Source organism: Holdemanella sp. DFI.5.55, from assembly GCF_020593575.1.
In the GTDB taxonomy this organism is placed as follows: domain Bacteria; phylum Bacillota_I; class Bacilli_A; order Erysipelotrichales; family Erysipelotrichaceae; genus Holdemanella; species Holdemanella hominis.
Window position 1 is genome coordinate 1 of the sequence record NZ_JAJDMK010000041.1, and the last position, 20,625, is coordinate 20,625.

The 20,625-nt window shown below is 36.7% G+C and carries 16 protein-coding genes; 3 read left to right on the plus strand and 13 right to left on the minus strand.

All coding sequences use genetic code 11. From position 1 onward, the window contains the following. Nucleotides 1-252 precede the first annotated feature (252 nt). Genes LJE08_RS08750 through mraZ form a run of 4 tightly spaced genes read right to left on the minus strand, consistent with a single transcriptional unit; the run spans nucleotide 253 to nucleotide 4,109 of the window. Entirely contained in the window at nucleotides 253-2,445 is a 2,193-nt protein-coding gene (locus LJE08_RS08750) for a penicillin-binding protein (protein ID WP_227402956.1), read from the minus strand. A gap of 18 nt (nucleotides 2,446-2,463) precedes the next feature. Beyond that, complete coding sequence (locus LJE08_RS08755) at nucleotides 2,464-2,739, minus strand: hypothetical protein (RefSeq protein WP_147346795.1); 276 nt, start codon at nucleotides 2,737-2,739, stop codon at nucleotides 2,464-2,466. Nucleotides 2,740-2,744: 5 nt separating this feature from the next. Continuing rightward, nucleotides 2,745-3,671, minus strand: coding sequence for a 16S rRNA (cytosine(1402)-N(4))-methyltransferase RsmH (gene rsmH, locus LJE08_RS08760; RefSeq protein ID WP_117925843.1), 927 nt, complete (start codon nucleotides 3,669-3,671; stop codon nucleotides 2,745-2,747). A 6-nt stretch (nucleotides 3,672-3,677) separates the two neighbouring features. After that, nucleotides 3,678-4,109 (minus strand): division/cell wall cluster transcriptional repressor MraZ, encoded by a 432-nt coding sequence (gene mraZ, locus LJE08_RS08765; protein WP_227402957.1) that lies wholly within the window; start codon nucleotides 4,107-4,109, stop codon nucleotides 3,678-3,680. 227 nt (nucleotides 4,110-4,336) lie between these two features. Between mraZ and LJE08_RS08770 the strand changes: the two genes are divergently transcribed. Continuing rightward, on the plus strand, nucleotides 4,337-5,863 hold the full coding sequence (locus LJE08_RS08770; RefSeq protein ID WP_227402958.1) for an L-lactate permease: 1,527 nt from the start codon (nucleotides 4,337-4,339) through the stop codon (nucleotides 5,861-5,863). A gap of 45 nt (nucleotides 5,864-5,908) precedes the next feature. Here LJE08_RS08770 and LJE08_RS08775 read toward each other — a convergent pair whose 3' ends face one another. Next, complete coding sequence (locus tag LJE08_RS08775) at nucleotides 5,909-6,754, minus strand: DegV family protein (protein ID WP_217256734.1); 846 nt, start codon at nucleotides 6,752-6,754, stop codon at nucleotides 5,909-5,911. A 112-nt stretch (nucleotides 6,755-6,866) separates the two neighbouring features. On the opposite strand from LJE08_RS08775, the gene LJE08_RS08780 reads away from it, so the two are divergent. Continuing rightward, nucleotides 6,867-7,355, plus strand: a complete 489-nt coding sequence (locus tag LJE08_RS08780; RefSeq protein WP_227402959.1) for a DUF1836 domain-containing protein — start codon at nucleotides 6,867-6,869, stop codon at nucleotides 7,353-7,355. A 67-nt stretch (nucleotides 7,356-7,422) separates the two neighbouring features. Here LJE08_RS08780 and LJE08_RS08785 read toward each other — a convergent pair whose 3' ends face one another. From LJE08_RS08785 to pulA, 7 genes are all read right to left on the minus strand, one after another. Continuing rightward, nucleotides 7,423-8,484, minus strand: coding sequence for a branched-chain amino acid aminotransferase (locus tag LJE08_RS08785; protein ID WP_117926455.1), 1,062 nt, complete (start codon nucleotides 8,482-8,484; stop codon nucleotides 7,423-7,425). A gap of 68 nt (nucleotides 8,485-8,552) precedes the next feature. Next, a complete protein-coding gene (locus LJE08_RS08790) occupies nucleotides 8,553-9,842 on the minus strand; it encodes a leucyl aminopeptidase family protein (RefSeq protein ID WP_227402960.1) in 1,290 nt (429 codons plus the stop codon). 3 nt (nucleotides 9,843-9,845) lie between these two features. Next, nucleotides 9,846-10,652, minus strand: coding sequence for a pyrroline-5-carboxylate reductase (gene proC, locus LJE08_RS08795; protein WP_186999647.1), 807 nt, complete (start codon nucleotides 10,650-10,652; stop codon nucleotides 9,846-9,848). Between the two features lie 11 nt (nucleotides 10,653-10,663). Next, nucleotides 10,664-12,622 carry an anaerobic ribonucleoside-triphosphate reductase gene (gene nrdD / locus LJE08_RS08800; protein ID WP_227402961.1) on the minus strand — a complete coding sequence of 653 codons (1,959 nt, stop codon included), beginning with the start codon at nucleotides 12,620-12,622 and terminating at the stop codon, nucleotides 10,664-10,666. After that, entirely contained in the window at nucleotides 12,619-13,761 is a 1,143-nt protein-coding gene (locus LJE08_RS08805; protein WP_158567634.1) for an anaerobic ribonucleoside-triphosphate reductase activating protein, read from the minus strand. Before LJE08_RS08805 ends, nrdD begins: the two co-directional genes overlap by 4 nt. Nucleotides 13,762-13,816: 55 nt before the next feature. Then, nucleotides 13,817-15,328 (minus strand): IMP dehydrogenase, encoded by a 1,512-nt coding sequence (locus LJE08_RS08810; protein WP_227402962.1) that lies wholly within the window; start codon nucleotides 15,326-15,328, stop codon nucleotides 13,817-13,819. Between the two features lie 45 nt (nucleotides 15,329-15,373). After that, the gene (pulA, locus tag LJE08_RS08815) at nucleotides 15,374-17,482 is read right to left on the minus strand and encodes a type I pullulanase (protein ID WP_227402963.1); all 2,109 of its coding nucleotides are present in this window, start codon (nucleotides 17,480-17,482) and stop codon (nucleotides 15,374-15,376) included. A 101-nt stretch (nucleotides 17,483-17,583) separates the two neighbouring features. Here pulA and fumC point away from each other — a divergent pair, with 101 nt between their 5' ends. Continuing rightward, complete coding sequence (fumC, locus tag LJE08_RS08820; protein WP_227402964.1) at nucleotides 17,584-18,957, plus strand: class II fumarate hydratase; 1,374 nt, start codon at nucleotides 17,584-17,586, stop codon at nucleotides 18,955-18,957. A gap of 18 nt (nucleotides 18,958-18,975) precedes the next feature. Here fumC and cls read toward each other — a convergent pair whose 3' ends face one another. Next, nucleotides 18,976-20,511: a cardiolipin synthase gene (gene cls / locus LJE08_RS08825; RefSeq protein WP_227402965.1), complete on the minus strand. Its 1,536-nt coding sequence runs from the start codon at nucleotides 20,509-20,511 to the stop codon at nucleotides 18,976-18,978. Between the last annotated feature and the right edge of the window lie 114 nt (nucleotides 20,512-20,625).

Genomic DNA, 20,625 nt, shown 5'->3' on the forward strand with positions numbered 1-20,625 from the left:
TTTTCACTGACTCAAAGGTCTAAAAAGAGCTACGTCATTTCTTCTCTAAGACTTTGTTCTCATTACATGCCTGCAAAAAGAAAAAGCCAGGAATATTATATCCTGACTTGAATACCATGAATAACTAAACAAACAGTTGATTCTCTTTCAATAGAAATGATTCTTGATCTGTTCATCCACATTATACAATTCTATATTAACCAGAATACTTTTCTTCCTGGTTTCATAATACGAAAAAGAGCTTTCGCTCTTTTACTCTAAATTTACCTCAATTTTTGTGTCCGTAGAAATCGTTGTCCCCTCTTCTACATTTTGACTTGTTACCTTACCATAGCCACTCGTCTTAATACTAATGCCCGTAAGCTGCCAGAAAACCGTTAAGTCCTTCCTTGTCCAACCCGACATATTTGGCATTGTAATCTTATTTCCATTTGTCAACACAAAGACACGATCATTCGAATTGATAGTTACCGATGCATCAGGATATTGTTCAATCACACTTGAACCATCCCCAATCACTTCTAAATGTACCTTTTTATCTTTCATCTTCTCATGCGCATAATCAATTGTATGATTCACTAAACTAGGCATTTCATAACTTTCCCAAGCCTCATACGACTCTTGTGTATCATTTGTTGGTGTTGTTGAAATACCACATGTCTGCAACGTATCCCGCACAATCTTTTTAAAAGGTTCTGCCGAATACGATGTAATGTTTGGCGAAACCAAGCCATAATACACCATAATCTTTGGATCATTGGCTGGCGCTGCCGCCATAATACTTGAAGTATGATAATCCGAATCATACTTACCCAAATCCGTATTATAGATTTGACCCGTACCTGTTTTCATCAAAAGATCCACACCATCCACTTTAAAGCGCGCACCACTCGCCCCATCATCCGTAACATGCGACATCAATTCCTGCACTTCTTTAGCCGTTGTACTAGAAATCGGTGTACCCACAGCTTTTTTCTTATACTTCTTCTCCACTTTACCCGTATCACTATCCACAATCGAATCGATCACATACGGACGTACCATCGTACCATCATTAAAAATAGCTGTATAGGCTTGGCACAACTGCAACACCGTAATTGAACTTGCCTGACCAAATCCAGTCGACAAGTAATCTGTAGGAAGACCAATATTTTTAACACCCAAAGACTGATCCACATAGGGCGTATCCACTTTTTGAAAGAATCCAAACGCATCCAAATACTTACTGTATTGCGAATAATTAATATAGTTTGCCAATAACTCACAAATGGCTACGTTACTCGAATACGCTAAACCTTGATCAAACGAAATCGTACCAAAGTTTTCATCCAAGGCATCCGCAATATATGGATATGGTGAATGGGTTCCAATAGGCAAACGCGTGATTTTACCAGTATTTACATCATAATCATACCAGAATTGATATGACACATACGTTTTATTATATGGATACACATTGGTATCGATGGCTGTCGCATACGTAAATGGTTTCATAACAGATCCAGGCTCATACGTACTAGTACTAATCGCATCTTGATAGCTTGGAATTTCCTTATGTTCATTTTGATCAAACGTAGGATAACTTGCCCAAGCCAAGACTTTACCCGTATCCACTTCCATCACAATGCACCATGCCGATCTGGCATTCTGATTTTCCATGGTCGAGCGCAATTGCGTTTCTACAGTTGACTGCAATTCCGAATCTAAAGTCAAAACGACATTCTTACCATTCTTCGCTTGTTCAATCACTTTTGTCGTACCCGGAAGCTTCGATCCATCCACTGTCTGTTGATATTGTTCTTTTCCGTTTTTACCCTTTAATAACGCATTTAAAGAAAGTTCTAAACCAAGCTTACCCTCAATCGATTGTTTATCTTCATCATACGCCGCAAACCCAATTAAATTTGAAGAATATGGCGTAGCCGGATAATAACGAGATACCGCATCGATAAAACCAATACCAGGAATCTTTAATTTTTTGATTTCTTTCATCAACGACTTTTTAATACGCTTCGTTCCCGAACCAAGTTCCGTCTGCGACTTACCAGCCATTTTAGCCGACTTCATGATTTTGACTAACGCCTTCTCATTGACCTCATCTCCTAAAACACTCTTTAGTTTTTTGGCTGTAGATGAAATATCCTTAACATAATTAGGATTTCCATTGACATCCACAACACCCTTATCCAAATAGGCAACGATTGTATATGCCTGTGTTTGTTGGGCAATCACCGTATGATTTCGATCATAGATTGTTCCACGCTTAGCTGTAACTGCTTTTTCCACAATACTTGACGCAATTCTTGGATCCAACGCACTTTTTTGGGACCATATATGCTTATGGCTCACCATAGTGAAAAGAACATTAGCTACTACTAATGTTCCAATTAATGTCATTCGACTAATCATTTTTAACAGTTCTCTATTACTTTTGCGAACTGACATTATACATCACCACTCCATCTAGTCATTCATTACATATATATTATTTTCATGATCAGAGACCTGATTGTCAAGCATTCCTAACAGTCTGCCCTTTTCCTGTAATGTATTGACTTCATTCTGGAGCTCTTCAACAGTTTGTTCTTTCTGTGCAATTTCATCACTCAATTGCGACTCTTCTACAGAAAGCGAAATATTCATTGAGTTGACATATGTTTTTGATACGAAGTAGAAGACCGCAGACAACACAAATAAAGTTAAGACAAGTACTCTTGTTAATCTAAAACTTCTTTGCATATGAATCATCCTTTCTTCTCTATCCCTCTTAGTTTGGCACTGTGTGCACGATTATTGTTCTCTAATTCTTCACTACTTGCTAAAACCGGTTTTCGATTCACCAGCTGATATTCTAAATTTTCTGTCCCCACTTGTGGCAACCGCTTATTTACCTTTTTGGCAACGGCCACCTCTTTAAAAATCTCTTTCACAATTCGATCCTCTAGAGAATGAAATGTAATTACTGCCATAATTCCATGTGGCTTCAATAGCGTTAAGCCATCCTGTAATACGGTTTCTAACTGCTCTAATTCATGATTTACTTCAATACGAATTGCCTGAAACGTCTGCTTTGCCGGATGTCCCTTCTTTCTTAATACTGCAGCTGGAAGGGCTGATTTAATCACATCCACCAATTCAAATGTAGTTTCAATTGGTGCTTTTTCTCGAACACTACAGATTTTATTGGCAATCTTTACCGCAAATGGCTCTTCACCATAACGTTTTAAAATACGAATCAAATCCTCTTTGTCATACGTATTTACTACTGCATAGGCATCTAATTCTTGTGACTGATCCATACGCATATCTAATCGCGCATTCGAACGATAGCTAAACCCCCTTTGGCCATCATCAAATTGTGGACTCGATACACCAAGATCCATAAATATTCCATCTACTAAAGTAACACCACGCTTGGCAAGTTCACTCTTTAAATTCTCAAATGGAGAATGAATTAAAGTGAAATTATCCCCTATTGCCTGCAAACGAGGTGCACTTTCATCAATCGCATTTTGATCACAATCAAACGCATATAAATGTCCGCTAGTTAAACGTTTCAAGATTTCACTACTATGCCCCCCTCGACCTAGAGTGCAATCTACATAGATCCCATCTTCTTTTATTTGTAGCATGTCAATCGATTCATTCAATAATACACTAATATGTTCCATTCATTACTACCCCATAATTTCTGATAAGTGTTCCGCTGCTTCTTCAAAAGATGCACTTTGCTCTTCTTCCAAAGCTTCCCAACGATTTTTAGACCAAATTTCCAAATGGTTGGCGACACCTATAATCAAACATTCTTTTTCAAGACCAGCCAGGGCGATTAAAGAGGATGGGATTAAAATTCGCCCCTGACTATCCATTTCACATTCTGCTGCTTTAGACAACATCATACGCTGATACATGCGCGCATCTTTATTTGTCGAAGGCAAAGTTGATAGCTTTTGATACACTTGCTGCCACTGCTCTACCGTATATACATACAGGCATCCATCAAGTCCTCGGTTTACGACAACATATTCACCTAGTTCCTCACGAAACTTAGCCGGCATAATCAATCGCCCCTTACGATCTATGTTATGCGCGTATTCCCCCATGAACATGTGTCTTCACCCCCACTCTATGACACAATATGCTACTTTGTACCACTATAATACATCATTTGATCAAAAAAGGCCATAAAATAATCAAAAATGTTTTGATTTTTTTGTTGACCACAAATATAACCCACAATCGTTACTTGCATACGCTTACACACCTATTTTTAGCGTTTTTGTTTTGACAAACTATCTCACTTTGATATAATCAACACGCATAAGGGAGAGATGATATGAGTTTTCTATATTTTGTTTTGGGGCTTTGTCCCATTTTGTGGCTAATATTTGCGCTAACCGTACTTGGATGGCCCACATATAAAGCTGCCTTTGGTTCTTTAATTATTTCTGTACTATTATCCGTTGCGATCTGGCAACAAAGTTTTCTAAATACAATGACGGCTGCTTGTGAAGGCTTCTTAATGGCACTATGGCCTATTATTGTTGTAATTATCGCAGCCGTATTTACTTATAACCTGTCACTACGCACACGTGGTATGGAAATCATTAAACAAATGATTACTAGCGTTTCAAGCGACAAACGAATTCTTGTCTTACTTGTCGCATGGTGCTTTGGTGGATTTATGGAAGGTATGGCTGGCTTTGGTACTGCCATTGCCATTCCTGCAAGTATGCTTGTAGCTTTAGGCTTTGATTCTTTATTCTCTTGTTTAGTTTGTCTAATTGCCAACGGAGTTCCAACTCCATTTGGTTCCATTGGTATTCCAACGGTCACTTTGGCTAATTTAGTTGATCTTGAAAATGCTCAACTTGCATTTACACAAACCCTTCAATTAGCTCCATTTATGTTAATGTGTCCATTCTTGATCGTTATGGTCACAGGAAAAGGCTTTAAGGCATTAAAAGGCGTCACAGCACTTACTTTCGTTTCTGGATTAAGCTTCTTGATTCCTCAGATGATCGTTTCGAAATTTGTAGGTTCCGAATTATGTGTTGTGGTAGGAAGCGTTTGTTCATTATTATGCACAATTCTTTTGGGTTCTAAGGTAAAACCAAATCCTGAATACGAAATGAAGTTAGAAACAAACGAAAAAATTACGGTTAAAAAGGCATTAACGGCCTGGTCACCATTTATTTTTACCTTTATCTTCTTATTATCAACTTCAAAATTAGTAGCTCCAATTCATACATTCTTGTCACAATTCGCATCAACCGCCATTATTTATACAGGAGACAATCCTAGCACAATGACATTCACTTGGATCAACACACCAGGTGTATGGATCTTCTTATCAGCTATTTTGGGTGGTTTGATTCAAAAAGCTACATTTAGAGATTTCAAAGTGGTATTTATCGCCACAATCAAACAGATGTCGCAAACCATTATTACCATGCTATGTGTACTCGGATGTGCTAAAATCATGGGATATGCAGGTATGATTGCGAGTATCGCATCGTTCGCCATTGCGATTACAGGAAGTTTCTATCCATTCTTTGCCCCATGGATTGGATGTCTAGGAACATTTGTGACGGGTTCTGGAACAAGTTCAGGCGTATTATTTGGTGCCGTACAAGAAAGCGCAGCCCAAAGCTTGAATGCTAATCCATATTGGATTGTCTCATTAAACTCTTTGGGTGTGGCAGCCGGTAAAATGTTATCACCACAATCTATCGCCATCGCATTAAGCAGTGTCGATGGACAAGGTCAAGATTCTAAATTATTATCCATGATCTTGCCTTATGGTGTTGGTTTTATCATTGTCATGAGTTTTGTGGCTTACTTTGGTCAAATGGTATTCTAAAGTTAAGAAAAGAAAATAGAAAAAAATATGGCTTAGGAAATTTTCCTAAGCCATTTTAATTGCCTGTACGGCAACGCATCCAGGTCCACCCTGCGTAATAAATGCAGGAGATAAAGGATAAATTACAACTTTTACACCTTCAAATGTTTCTTTGATTTTCTTTTCAAACATCATTGCCAAATCTTCATTAAAGGCATGTGAAATATAAAATGTATAATTGGAATCAAAACCATTATTTTTAAAATCTTCAACCACCATATTGACAGTCTTTTTATACGTACGACTCACGCCAAACTTATCTAAACCCATGCCATCAACGCCTTTTTTCAAAATTGGAATCAATTTTAATGCACCACCCAATGTAGCAGCTAACCCTTTGATTCTTCCACCACGAACTAAGAATTGAAAATCAACAGGAACCAAATACGACTCTTCCTGCATACGACTTTGCACGATCATCTTTACGATGTCCTTGGCACTTGCTCCATTATTTGCCATTTCTAAAGCCGTATCCACCATCAAACGATGTGGCCCACACAACGTCTGCGAATCTACGACATGTACTAAGTCTGGATTGTCACAAGAATCCTTTGCCATCATAGCCGTCTGGTACGTTCCACTTAAACCAGAAGCCATCGCAATATCAATCACTTCATCACCATCCTTAGAAAGTTTATTATATAAATCAATCTTTTCTCCAAGACTTGGCTGTGAAGTTTTAGGAATCTTGTGCTCTTCAATCATCGTTAATAATTGTGTACTTGTGATATCCTCAAAATCTCGATATGTTTGTGAATCCACTGAAATATTCAAAGGAACAATCGACAACCCTTTTTTCTTTGCCGATTCAATCGAATACATTGTCGATGAATCAGAAATAATATGAATCATTCTTTTTTTACCTCTCTTTAGATAAACAATAATATAGATATCACGAGAAGTCAATACATCTAGTATTAATTTCTAGATTGTGTAACATTTTATTTTATGTTACAATCAGATTATGAAAAATTATACATTCCCAAAGTGGACCGAACTACCCGAAATTGACCTATATATGGACCAAGTGATCACCTACATCAATGAGAAATTAAAAGATACTTATTTCTATGATGAAAAGTTCATCACCAAAGCCATGATCAACAACTATGTCAAAACCGGTATTGTCCATCCACCCGTCAAAAAACACTACACAAAAAGTCATTTAGCCTACTTTTTAGTTTTAACCATCCTAAAAAGATGTTATTCCATGCAACAAATCACATCTTTACTTCATATTTATACTAATATAAAAGATTCAACCATCGAACAAGCCTATGACTTATTTATATCTCGATTTGAAGATTCATTAAATGACGTTTTTAAAAACAATCGAAATACAATCCTATTTGAAAACGCCAATTACGAACAAAAATTAATGGATAATGTCATTCAATGCATCATCTATAAGATGCATACTGAATACACACTTAAAAGCTATGAAACAATGTAGAGAAAGACCATCTCTACTTTATTTATACACACAAAAAGGAAGATGTACAATGTACGCCTTCCTTTTATTAGTCAACTACAACAGTCCATCCATAAGGATCCGCAATTGTTCCCCATTGAATACCTGTCAAAGTATCATATAACTTTTGTGTTAATTCACCCGTTTTAAAATCAGAAACAGTAACTTTATCACCCTTGTAGTACAATTCACCAATTGGACTAATTACGGCAGCCGTACCTGTTCCCCAAGCTTCTTGTAGCTTACCATTGTGACCTGCTTCCATCAATTCATCCACAGACAAATGTCTTTCTTCGATTTCATATCCCCAGTCTTTTAAGATATGTAAAATAGAATCACGAGTAACACCAGGAAGTACTGTACCTTCGCATGGAGCTGTCACAATCTTATTATCAATTTCAAACATAACGTTCATTGAACCAACTTCTTCAATGTATTTACGGTGAACTCCATCCAACCATAAGACTTGAGAATAACCCAATTCTTCAGCTTTTACTTGAGCAGCTAAACTACCTGCATAGTTTCCACCACATTTTGTAAATCCAGTACCACCTTTTGTAGCACGAACATATTCGTCTTCTACATAGATCTTAACAGGATTTACACCTTCGGCATAGTAAGCACCCACTGGAGAACAGATAATCATAAATTTATAATGACTTGCCGCATGTACACCAATCGCAGCTTCTGTCGCAAACATGAATGGACGAATATATAAAGATTCACCCTCACCTGTTGGAATCCAGTCTTCTGAATACTTCACAATTGTTTTTACAGCTTCCACAAACATATCTACAGGTAAAGTAGGCATACTCAAACGTTTATTGGAGTTCGCAAAACGCTTCGCATTCATTTCAGGTCTAAACAATTGAACCTTACCATCCTTAGTACGATAGGCCTTTAAACCTTCAAATGTTTCTTGTGCATAGTGCAATACCATACTTGCTGGATCAAATTCTAATGGTCCATAAGGTATGACTCTGGCATCATGCCATTCTTGACCAGCATCCCAATCCATCACAAACATATAGTCTGTGTAATATTTACCAAAGCCTAAAGCTCCAGTTGGTTTTTCTTTTAAGTTTTTACTTTCTACAAATTGTACTTCCATAAATTTGTCCTCTTTTCTAAACACCTATGATAATACCATGTTCTGTAAATTATTTCAACTTGTTGCATTTATTTACATTCATTTTCAAGAAAACGAACAATTGTCTCAATCATAACACCTGTAGCCACTTCATCCTTATCGCTCGTTCCTGCAATGTCCAAGTGAATCCACTTAGTGCCTTCCTCAATAAATTCTTCTAAGAAAGCCGCAGCCAAACTTGCATTTCCACCCAAAGTCTTTGAATTGATCAAATCCGCTACCTTTGAACACTTCAATTCTGAATGGAAATATTCATCCACAGGCAAACGCCAAATCTGTTCTTTTGTAGCTTTTGAAGCCCCTAAGAAAGGCAAATAGAAACTATCATCATTACTAAAGATTCCAGTATATGTACTACCTAAAGCACGTACACAAGCGCCAGTTAAAGTCGCCATATCGATCACGCGTGAAGCCCCTAATTTTTGTGCCATTGTCAAGGCATCTGCCAAAATCAATCTTCCTTCTGCATCGGTATTTGTGACTTCAATCGTTTTACCACTTAAACTTGTGATCACATCCCCATCGACAAATCCATGTCCATTGATTTTATTTTCAGTAATTGGTAAAACACAAACTACATTCTTTTCCACCTTTAATTCAGCAAGTAACTCCAATGCACAAAGCATATTGGCAGCCCCACACATATCATACTTCATACCATGCATATTTGACTTGATATTGTAGCCACCCGCATCATATGTAAGACCCTTACCAACAAGAGCTGTATAGTCTTCGTCTTCCTTACCACCATCATAACGAATAACCACCATAAAACATGGTCTATCAGAACCTTGATTGACAGCTAAAAGAGCACCGGCACCAATTTCTTCTAAATCGTCTTGTGCTAATACTTCAATTTCCATATCATACTTTTCAGCCACAAGCTTCGCTTCATCCACCAAATGATCTGGTGTTAAAAAATTTGCGGGCATATCACTCATTTCACGCGCATGATTAACAATACGAGCTACTGTTTTACCTTTTTCAAATTCATCTTTAAAATCATCACTCTCTAAATCATACACCTTAGTATCTTTATAGCTATAAGCACCATACACTAAGCCAAAACCAGCTGCATACGCCGTATTTTCAGTGGCATACACCAAATAATCATCTGCCTCTACTTTACTGAAAGCTTCCTTGATATTCTTCTTACCATCACCCAAACCAACGACAACAACTTTTTCGCAATCCAATTGATTTAATGTATGAATTGTTGTAATCTTACCAAATTCTAAATCCAATTTTACATCTTTAAAAGCCGTTAAACTTTCCGGTAAAGTCTCTCCTTCAAACAATCCGATACAAATATTTTTCATATCCTATTTTCCCTCCGTCATTTTCTTTGATTTTTCACCACAAACACGCATAGCCGATTCAACACTCGCTCTAAAACCCATTCTTTCCAGCTCGCAAACCGCATCAATCGTTGTTCCACCAGGTGAACAAACCATATCTTTTAAGGTACCTGGATGCATACCTGTTTCTAAGACCATCTTTGCACTTCCCAAAACGGCTTGTGCCGCAAATGTATAAGCCTGAGTTCGAGGTAAGCCTTGTGCCACAGCTGCATCTGCCATCGCTTCAATAAACATAAATACATAGGCAGGACTTGAACCACTCACACTGGTTACAGCATCCATCATGGTTTCTTCAACCACTTCACATTTGCCAAAACTATTAAAGATAGACTGAACACAAACTTTATCTTCTTCAGTAACCAAATCATCAAACGAAATAGCACTCATCGCAGATAATACCAATGCGGGCGTATTCGGCATTGCCTTAATCACCTTTATATCTTTGCCAAAGTATGTCTTCACATCTAAAATGGTTACACCTGCCGCAATATCCACAATAATCACATCGGATTTGACACTGTCCTTGATTTTTTCAATCACCTTTGGATAATGTTTCGGCTTCACACTCAACACCAATACATCACTATTTTTTGCTACTTTTTTTTCATCTAAACTCGTTTCGACTCCATACTTTTCATGTAGTACATCTAAATTTTCCTGGTGATGATCACACACCCAAACTGTATTAAATACATGATTCTGACAGATTCCTTCAATCATGGCTTTCCCCATGTTTCCAGCACCAATAAAACCTATTGTTTCTCGCATAATACCCCTCCTTAAATCGAATATGTCTTTCTTCTTGAAAACTCTTTTTGTTTACCCTCATTCCAATCCTCTAAGTTTCGATAATATCCTGAAGCACGAGAATAGACCTCGGTTGATTTGGAACATTTCGGGCAGATATCTTGATGACCCAATAGATAGCCATGTTCTTCGCAAACCGAATATGTTGGCGTAATTGTGAATACAGGCACCTCGTAGTTTTCATAAATGGTCTTCACAAGTAAAGCCGCCATCTTCCAATCTTCGATTCCATGATCAATAAAGACTGGAAATGAAGTGGCTCCACTATATTGATTTTGAAAATCTTGTTGTATATGTAAAGCCTCAAAGACATCATCCGTACTGGCGACATCTAAATGCGTTGAATTCGTATAATATCCATGACTTTGAATTTCTGGATACAATTCCTTATCAATTTGGGCAAAATGCGTACATACACTTTCTGCCGGTGTAGCCTCTAAATTAACTTTTTGACTTTGATTTAAAAGTTTGTGATTTAAGAACTCTAACACTTCCATGGAAAAAGTTTGTGCATCCAAATCCATCAAATTCTTCTTTAACCATTTCGCATTCAAACAAGCCTCATTCATACCCACAATACCTAAAGTACCATAGTGATCATTAAAATCCGATATATAGGCCTTGGTATACGGATACAAGCCGGCTTCCAACAATTGATTTAACACTTGTCGCTTGACTTCAAAAGAACGAAGGGCCACATCACTTAAATTATCTAAACGCTTAAAGAAATCTTCCTTACTACTTGAAAGATACGCTAAGCGCACTATGTTTAATGTCACAACCCCCATACTTCCACATAAAGGTTTATAACCAAAATATCCTTCTACATCTTGTTTTTCTTTTGTCAAAAAATAAGGCGTTCCATATTTGGCACAAGCCTTAAACAACTCTTCTTCGTGCATCCAATCAAAGTCTGGATTTAAGTAAAGGGCAATAATTGGAAATTGAAAACCACGACCTGAAATATCTCCTTTATTGATAACTTCAAATAAGGCATCATGAAGAATTTTCATTTCCTTTTGACAATCTCCATATGTAAAATCACATTCACCCCCGGCTACAATTGCCTTTTTGTTTATAAATTCTTGCGGAACATTCCAATCCAAAGTAATCTGACTAAAAGGAGCTTGGGTACCCCATCTCGAAGGAATATTTATCCCATATATAAAGCTTTCAAGACAATCACTGACCATCTTGACAGATAGTTTGTCCTGATGAATAAAAGGTACGAGTAACGTATCAAAATGTGCGAATGATTGCGCACTGGCCCATTCATTCTGCATGATTCCTAGAAAGTTGACCATCTGGTTACATAACGTCGATAAATGCTTGGCAGGAAGGGATGAAATCATCTTATTTACAGAAGGAAGTCCTTTTAAAATTAGATCTTCTAAAGACCAGCCTGCACTGCATCCCGTCAACATATTGATATTATGAATATATAGATCCCCATTTTTATGTGCGTTGGTAATTTGGGCATCATACACTTCACTCAACCAATAATTCGAAGTGATCATACCTGAATTGGATAAGATCAAACCACCCACAGAATAAGTTGCCATGGAGTTTTCATCTTCCAAAGAAATATTATCGTGTAAATACGAATTGACTAAATGTATATATTCATTGGCCGTCGATTGAATCTTACGAACATTTTCTCTTTGTTTACGATATAAAATATATGTCTTTGCGACCGGATAATAGCCAGATTCTGACAACGTTTTTTCAACACTATCCTGAATCATTTCTACACTAATTCGATTATCTTTGATCTTCGTTTGAAAATCAGCCGTGGCTCTAAGTACCAGTAAGTTGATAATCGCATCATCTTTTTCCATATGTAAAGAATCAAACGCTTTGGATATGGCCGAAAAGATTTTTGACGAATCAAAAACAACTATGGACCCATCTCTTTTTTCGACTTCAATCATGCTTGATCCCCCCTTATCTTTACATGTTTAACATACTTTTCGAATATCTTTTTATATTTTAAAACAACTTTAAAACTAGGTCGATGCAACGAATGATCAATGGTCGTTTCTCTATCTTCAAAAGGCTGTAAAATCACTGTATCAACGCCTTGGATCCATTCTCCTAATTCTTCTATAGTTGCTTGATTATGCAATTCATCCACCAAAGTTACACAAATGTCATATGGTACAACCGATTGCTTCAACAAATCCAAAGACTTCTCAATATCCTTTAGATCCATATCCTCAACCCCACACGTTTTCGCATAGGCACTCGGAGCATTTTTGATATCTAGACTGACATGATCTACCAATTTTTGTGCAAGGATTGTTTTTAAACGTTCATAGAACATACCATTCGTATGAATCTTAATTTTATAGTTTAAAGTCTTGGCATACTGTAGAAAGGAAACAACCCCCTCATGCATCAAGGGCTCTCCTCCTGATATATAAATGCCATCTAAATCTTTGCGATGACTCTCTAAATATTCATTGATTTTTTCCGTAACGATCGGATACATGTTTTCTTTTAAATACACCAAATCTCTCGAATGACAATACGGACACTTTAAATTACATCCCCCTGTATATAAAGAACAACTCAAATGTGAATCATAATCCGATAAAGATAATTTTTTTAATTTATAAAACTGCAGATTGGTCTGCTCCAAATCCGCATAACTTCTGGCATGATTGGATAAAGTCTGATAAAACGTAGAAAAAACTTCAATCTGCTCTGCCGTTAAATCTTGTGTAATGTGATGCCACCAGTCTCTACGAATCCCATAGATTTCAGATATATGTTTTTTGGTGAGTGCCGTCGTATATAATTCTTTAACACGCTTATCTTTGGCACTTGTTAAGATGGAAACATAACCCAAAGTATTCAATTTTTGAACATTTTTTGTGACTGTACCCTTGTCATATCCACCAACCTGTACGATTTGTTGGAGGGAAATACCTTCATTCTCATAGATTTCAATCAAGATTGGAAGCTGGGCATAACTCAAATTCAAATCTTGCAGCATCTTATCATAATATTTCTGTGTACTTCGATAGAGGATACTTGAATCCATCAATAAATCATTTTGTTTTTCCATACAAATATTATAAGGTATTTTCATAAAGAAAAAAAGGACCGAAGTCCTTTTGAGATTATTGTGGTTTTGCGTCGAAATGTTCATCACGAACAACAACGTCGTGAGCTCCACCTTCGACAATACTTGTACTTGATACTAATGTAACCTTGGCATCTTTTTGAAGTTCAGGTATTGTTAAGCATCCACAGTTACACATTGTATGACGAATCTTAGACAAAGATAGACCTACATTATCTCTTAAGCTACCTGCATAAGGAACATACGAATCAACACCTTCTACGAAAGACATTTTCTTGTCTCCACCAACATCATATCTTTGCCAGTTACGAGCACGAGCACTACCTTCACCCCAGTACTCCTTCATGTAATTTCCATTTACACTTACAATCTTATTTGGAGCTTCTTTGAAACGTGCAAAGTAACGACCCAACATAACAAAGTCAGCACCAAATGCCAATGCTAGTGTGATGTGGTAATCATGTACAATACCACCATCTGAACAAATTGGAACATAGATTCCAGTTTCCTCAAAGTATTCATCACGAGCTTTCGCAACATCAATTGTAGCTGTAGCTTGTCCACGACCAATACCTTTTTGTTCACGAGTGATACAGATAGAACCTCCACCGATTCCAATCTTAATAAAGTCAGCTCCTGCATCCGCTAAGAAACGGAAACCATCTCCATCTACAACGTTACCAGCTCCAACTTTCACGCTGTCACCATAGTGTTCACGGATCCATTTAATTGTTTCAGCTTGCCATGCAGAATACCCTTCACTTGAATCAATACATAAAACATCTACACCAGCTTCTACTAAAGCAGGTACACGAGTCGCATAGTCACGTGTATTGATCCCAGCACCTACAACGTAGCGCTTTTTATCATCCAATAATTCATTTGGATTATCTTTGTGTGATTCATAGTCTTTTCTGAACACGAATGCCTTTAAGTGTTGTTCTTTATCAACGATAGGCAACTGATTTAATTTGTGTTCCCAGATTAAATCGTTTGCCTCAGACAATGTAATATCTTCATCTCCGACGATCAATTTTTCAAATGGTGTCATAAATTCCTTAACCAAAATTGAATGATCCATACGACTTTCGCGATAATCACGACTTGTTACGATACCTACTAATTTACCATCCGCTTGACCATTGTCAGTAACAGCCATTGTTGAGTGTCCTGTCTTAGTACGAAGAGCAATTACATCCTCTAATGTTGCTTCAGGGCTAATATTTGAATCGCTGCCAACAAATCCAGCCTTAGTCGATTTTACTTTACGAACCATAGCGGCCTGAGACTCAATTGTTTGACTACCGTAAATAAAACTTACTCCACCCTCACGTGCAAGTGCACAAGCCATTTCTTCACCACTAACAGCCTGCATTACAGCACTTACCATTGGAATATTTAAAGATAGTGCAGGTTCTTCACCTTTTTTGAATTTTACTAAAGGCGCTTTCAAACTCACATTATCCGGTGTACAATCCGGACCTGTGTAACCAGGAATCAATAAATACTCACTGAACGTTCTAGATGGTTCTTCAAAAAATTTTGCCATTGTTTATCTCCTTCTCAATTTAACCTATATTATATGTTTTGAGTTCTACGCCGTCAAGCCAAATTGACAAACGACGACACTAAATGATGCAATATGAATATCCTGTGCTTCTAACGCATTGCTATTTCCATCATCAAACAAGACTCTAGCTTCTTGGTCCAAATGATAATCATAAGGAATGTTAGTTGGATTAAAGAAAGCTACACAATGATCATCCCCTTTTTGACAAGAATAGACTAAGACTTGATCATAGATCGAATCAAATTGAACACCTTTTTCAATGTCTTCAACCGTACTCAATCTAAAACAAGGATGTTCTTTACGAAGCTGGATCAATTCCTTTGTACGCTCTACAATTTCAATATGGTGATCCCTTCTTTGATAATCAACACGATTGTAGTTATCCGAACGATTGTATGTATTCCCTAAACCTTGTTTAGTGCGACCAAACTCTTGACCACAATGAATAAATGGAACCCCTTGTGCAAGTAATACCATCGCATTGGCCATGATCTGTCGTTTTTCTCTTAAATCACGACTCTCCCCATGACAACATACTCTGTTTTTATCCCATAACGTATGATTATCATGACACTCTACATAGTTAATGACTTTCGCTGGACTATCAAACACATGGTCCATACAGCTTGCGGCCATTACACATTTTACTTGATAGAATAAATCGGCTTGTCCTGACGCAAAGCCTTTTCGTGAAAGCTCATCATTCGATCCACGAACAACTTCACGGAAACGATCCGAGAAATGACCAACATGTGGCATCTTAGCTTGATTCAGTTGCGAAGCACGAATCTCTTCCGCCACAAAGCTTGGCATATTCCAGCCTTCCCCATAAATCATAAAATCTGGTTTCAATTTTTTACATTCTTCACTAATCTCATTCATTAAGTTATAATCTAGAATTCCCATTAGATCAAAACGGAAACCATCCACATCAAATAACTCAATGATCTTCTTACAAGTTTCTAAAAAATATTTACGCGCCATATATGGTTGTGTGTCGATATCATTGCCACAGAAACTTCCATTCGAAAATTCACCTTCACGATTCATTAAGAAATAATAATCTGGCACCATATTTTCTAACGCAAAATTTTCTTTGACATACACATGATTAAACACTAAATCCAAATTCACTCGAATGCCTGCCTTGTGGCAATCATGTACCAAATTCGCAAACTCCTCGATACGTAACTTCGCATTCTTTGGATCTAGTGAATAGGCCCCTTCCAAACAACGATATTGTACAGGATCATAGCCCCAGTTATAGAAAATATTAGGATACACTTCATCCACACTGCCAAAGTCAAATACAGGCATCAATTGTACGTGTGTCACACCTAATGATTTTAAATAACTAAAACCTGTATTGTGTGCTTTTGTGATTTCATTTTCTTCCGTAAAGCCCACAAATTTTTTTGGATGACTCACTCCAATTCCAGTTTGACTTGTCATATCACGAATACTTGCCTCATATATAATCGCATCGCATTCACTATCCATTGGCTTCAATTTGATTTTTTTTGGTAGTTTTAAACTCTTAGGATCTACAATCACACTATATTGGCCATTCGGACCACTAAAACAAGTATAAGGATCTGTTACCCCTTTATATTCTCCATTCACACGTACTAAGTAAGAATAGTGAACTCCATTTAAATCTTTATTGACAGTAAGCGAGAAAACCCCTTTATCCTGCCGAACCATCGATTCAACAATCTTTTTTCCGTTTAAGACATATCCTACATGTACGGCAAGAGCTGTAGGTGCCCACACTTTAAAGGTTGTCTTTTCCGGTGTATATGTAACTCCTAGATCCTCTTTTTCATACATGTACTCTTTCGCAAAACGCTCTGTTTTAACAATATGAGAGTATTTGGCAACACAAGTTTTACAATGTTCATCATACACAGTATATTCTTGACCAATTTCCAAGTTCCCGTTTAATGACAATGAATAATGCGTATATCCATTATATAGATCACTTTGAGACTGAATCGTCAACGGAATAATACGATCCTTTGTATCTTTCATATGGAAAATACGACTTTTTCCACCAAAAAAATTTTTGGACATATAAACATCCAAACAATTGTAATCATCTAAATAAGCTTCATATGGCTCCTTCATTCGCATATGTAGTATTCCTCATTTCCTTTTATTTTACGTATCTATTGTAACATGTATACAGACAATTTTTAAAAAAAATGTTAAACTACTTCATAGAGGTGAACAAAATGAGTACATATCGTATAGAAGAAGATTGCTTAGGACAAATCAAAGTCGAAGCTGACAAATATTGGAAATCCCAAACCCAAAGAAGTTTAGAGAATTTTAAGATTGGACAGGAATTAATGCCTGCCTCTTTGATTCATAGTTTTGCGATATTGAAAGAAGCGTGTGCCAAAGCCAACCTTCATTTCAATAAAATTACTGAAAAACAATGTGAAGCCATTATCGAAATATGTCAAAGAATCGAAGACGGACAATATTTAGACCAGTTCCCTTTACATGTTTGGCAAACAGGTTCTGGAACACAAACCAATATGAATGCCAATGAAGTCATTTCCATGTTAGGAAATGAATACGCAAAGGAAAATATTCTCCATCCAAACGATACGGTTAATGCATCCCAAAGTTCAAATGATACGTTCCCGGCTGCGTTACATATCATGGTGGCACAAAAAATCAATGCTGAGCTACTTCCACAATTGGATTTAATGATTAATCAAATCAAAAAACTAGAAGAAGAAAACGAAGGCATTATTAAAATTGGTAGAACTCATCTTCAAGATGCCACACCATTATATTTCTCACAAGAATTAAGTGGATACCGTTCTATGATTGAGCATAGTAAAGCTCAAATTATTGATAGCTTAAAATATGTGTATGAACTAGCTTGTGGTGCAACCGCTGTAGGTACAGGCATCAACTGTCCAGAAGGGTTTGATGAAGTCGTCACAAAGATCATTTCTGAAAAGACACATCTTCCTTTTGTACCAGATCCAAACAAATTCCATGCTCTAACAAGTAAAGATGCCATGGTATATACAAGTGGAGCTTTAAAAGGTCTTGCCTCTAACTGCATGAAGATTGCGAATGACATAAGATGGCTTGCGAGCGGACCAAGAAGTGGCATTCATGAAATTGATATTCCTAGCAATGAGCCAGGATCTAGTATTATGCCAGGTAAAGTCAATCCAACTCAATGTGAAGCCTTAACTATGGTTGCCGTACAGGTCATGGGAAATGATACGGCGATTGGTATTGGGGCAAGCCAAGGAAACTTTGAATTAAATGTCTTTATGCCATTGATAGCCTACAATATGGATCAGAGCATTCAATTATTAAGTGATGCGATTCACTCATTCACCATCCATTGTTTAGATGGTTTAAAGGCCAATAAAGAAACTATGGATAAAAACTTACTTAACTCATTAATGTTAGTCACTTGTTTAAATCCAGTGATTGGCTATGAGAAAGCAGGACATGCAAGCCAACATGCCTTCAAAAATAACTTAACTTTAAAAGAAGCCATTTTAGATTTGGGTTATTTGACAAGTGAAGAATTCGATTTGTATGTGCAACCCGAAAAAATGATTCATAAATAGAAAAAAAGGTATTTATTCCTACATGATAGGACTAAATACCTTTAATATATTTCGATATACTTTCACAGCTGGATTTGTGTTTACACATTCCTCTAATGAAACTTCATGCGAGACTTTAAATATTTCTTCAAAGTCATTTTTTATATCTGTCAAACAAGCAATTTCATGCATCCATACACCACATTCATAATGTTGATAATACGATCTAAAATCCATATTCACTGTACCTACTAAAGCACTTGAATCATCAATGATGCAAACTTTGCCATGAATAAATCCGGGTGTATATTCGTAAATTTTAACACCTGCTTTGATCAATGTATCAAAGTTGGCTTTTGTGACTTCATACACCATCTTTTTATCCGGAATTCCAGGAACAACAATTCGTACATCTACACCATTGGATACAGCGAGTTTTAGAGATGAAATCATTTCTGAATCCAAAATTAAATATGGCGTTGTGATCCAACAATAGTCTTTGGCACAGCCAAGCATATTCAAATGCATATTTAAACTTGTGTTATTCTCATCCGTTGGAGAATCCGAGAATGGAATGATATATCCAGGATTCTTTAATGATGAAAAGACTTCACGATTTTGAATAAAATGTGAATACGATGTATATTCACTGGCTTGATAGTTCCAGATTTGTAAGAATGAAATGGTAAACATTTCAACACCAGCCCCCTTGATCATACAACCCATATCTTTCCAATAGCCAAAGCGTTTTTTCGTATTGATATATTCATCGGAAATGTTGCAACCTCCTGTAAAAGCCACCTTACCATCAATGACTAGAATTTTTCTATGATCTCGATTATTCATTGCCATAGCCAGTTGAGGTCGTAATGGATTAAATGCATGTGTTTTAATGCCACGCGCATTCAAGCATTTCGCATAATCTCTAGGTAAATAGGTCAAAGATCCCATATCATCATAAATAACACGAACATCTACCCCCATAGCGGCTTTATCCATTAAGATCTGTAGAATGGTATTCCACATAACTCCTTTATTGATAATAAAGAATTCCATAAAGATAAAATCTTCTGCTTTAATTAATTCTTGAATAAAAGCCTGATATTGTTCTTCACCAGAAGGAAAATAAGTTAACAAACAATTGTCATAAACAGGAAAATATCCATTTGTCCATGCCATGGATGTCATTTTATCTAAGACATAGTCATCTTCATGAAGATCACTTAAAATTTCAATGTTTTGAAGAGCATACTTTTTATAGTCTGAATATGCCTGTCTATCTTTGATCATTAAAGCCTTTGGAATCTTACGATTTCCAAGTAATAAGTAAACAACGCCACCAAAGATTGGAAAAGACATAATCAATAAAACCCATAATAATTTAGAACTGGAATCCGAATCACGATTGATGATATGCATACAGACGCATAGACTAAATATAATCAAGATATAGTAAACAATAAAGAATTTTTGACTAAAATAGCTCACCAAAAAGAACAATGTAAAAAATTGGAGTAATACAGCTAAGATAATATAGATAGGTTTTGATTTACAATATTTCAAAATTTTATGCATATTTGTATTATACGCTAGATACGCATAAAAAAAAAGCAGACAAACAACTGCATTTGTGTAAAAAAAAGGACCCGGCAGCTAGCTATCTTCGCAGGGGCAAGCCCAACTATTGTC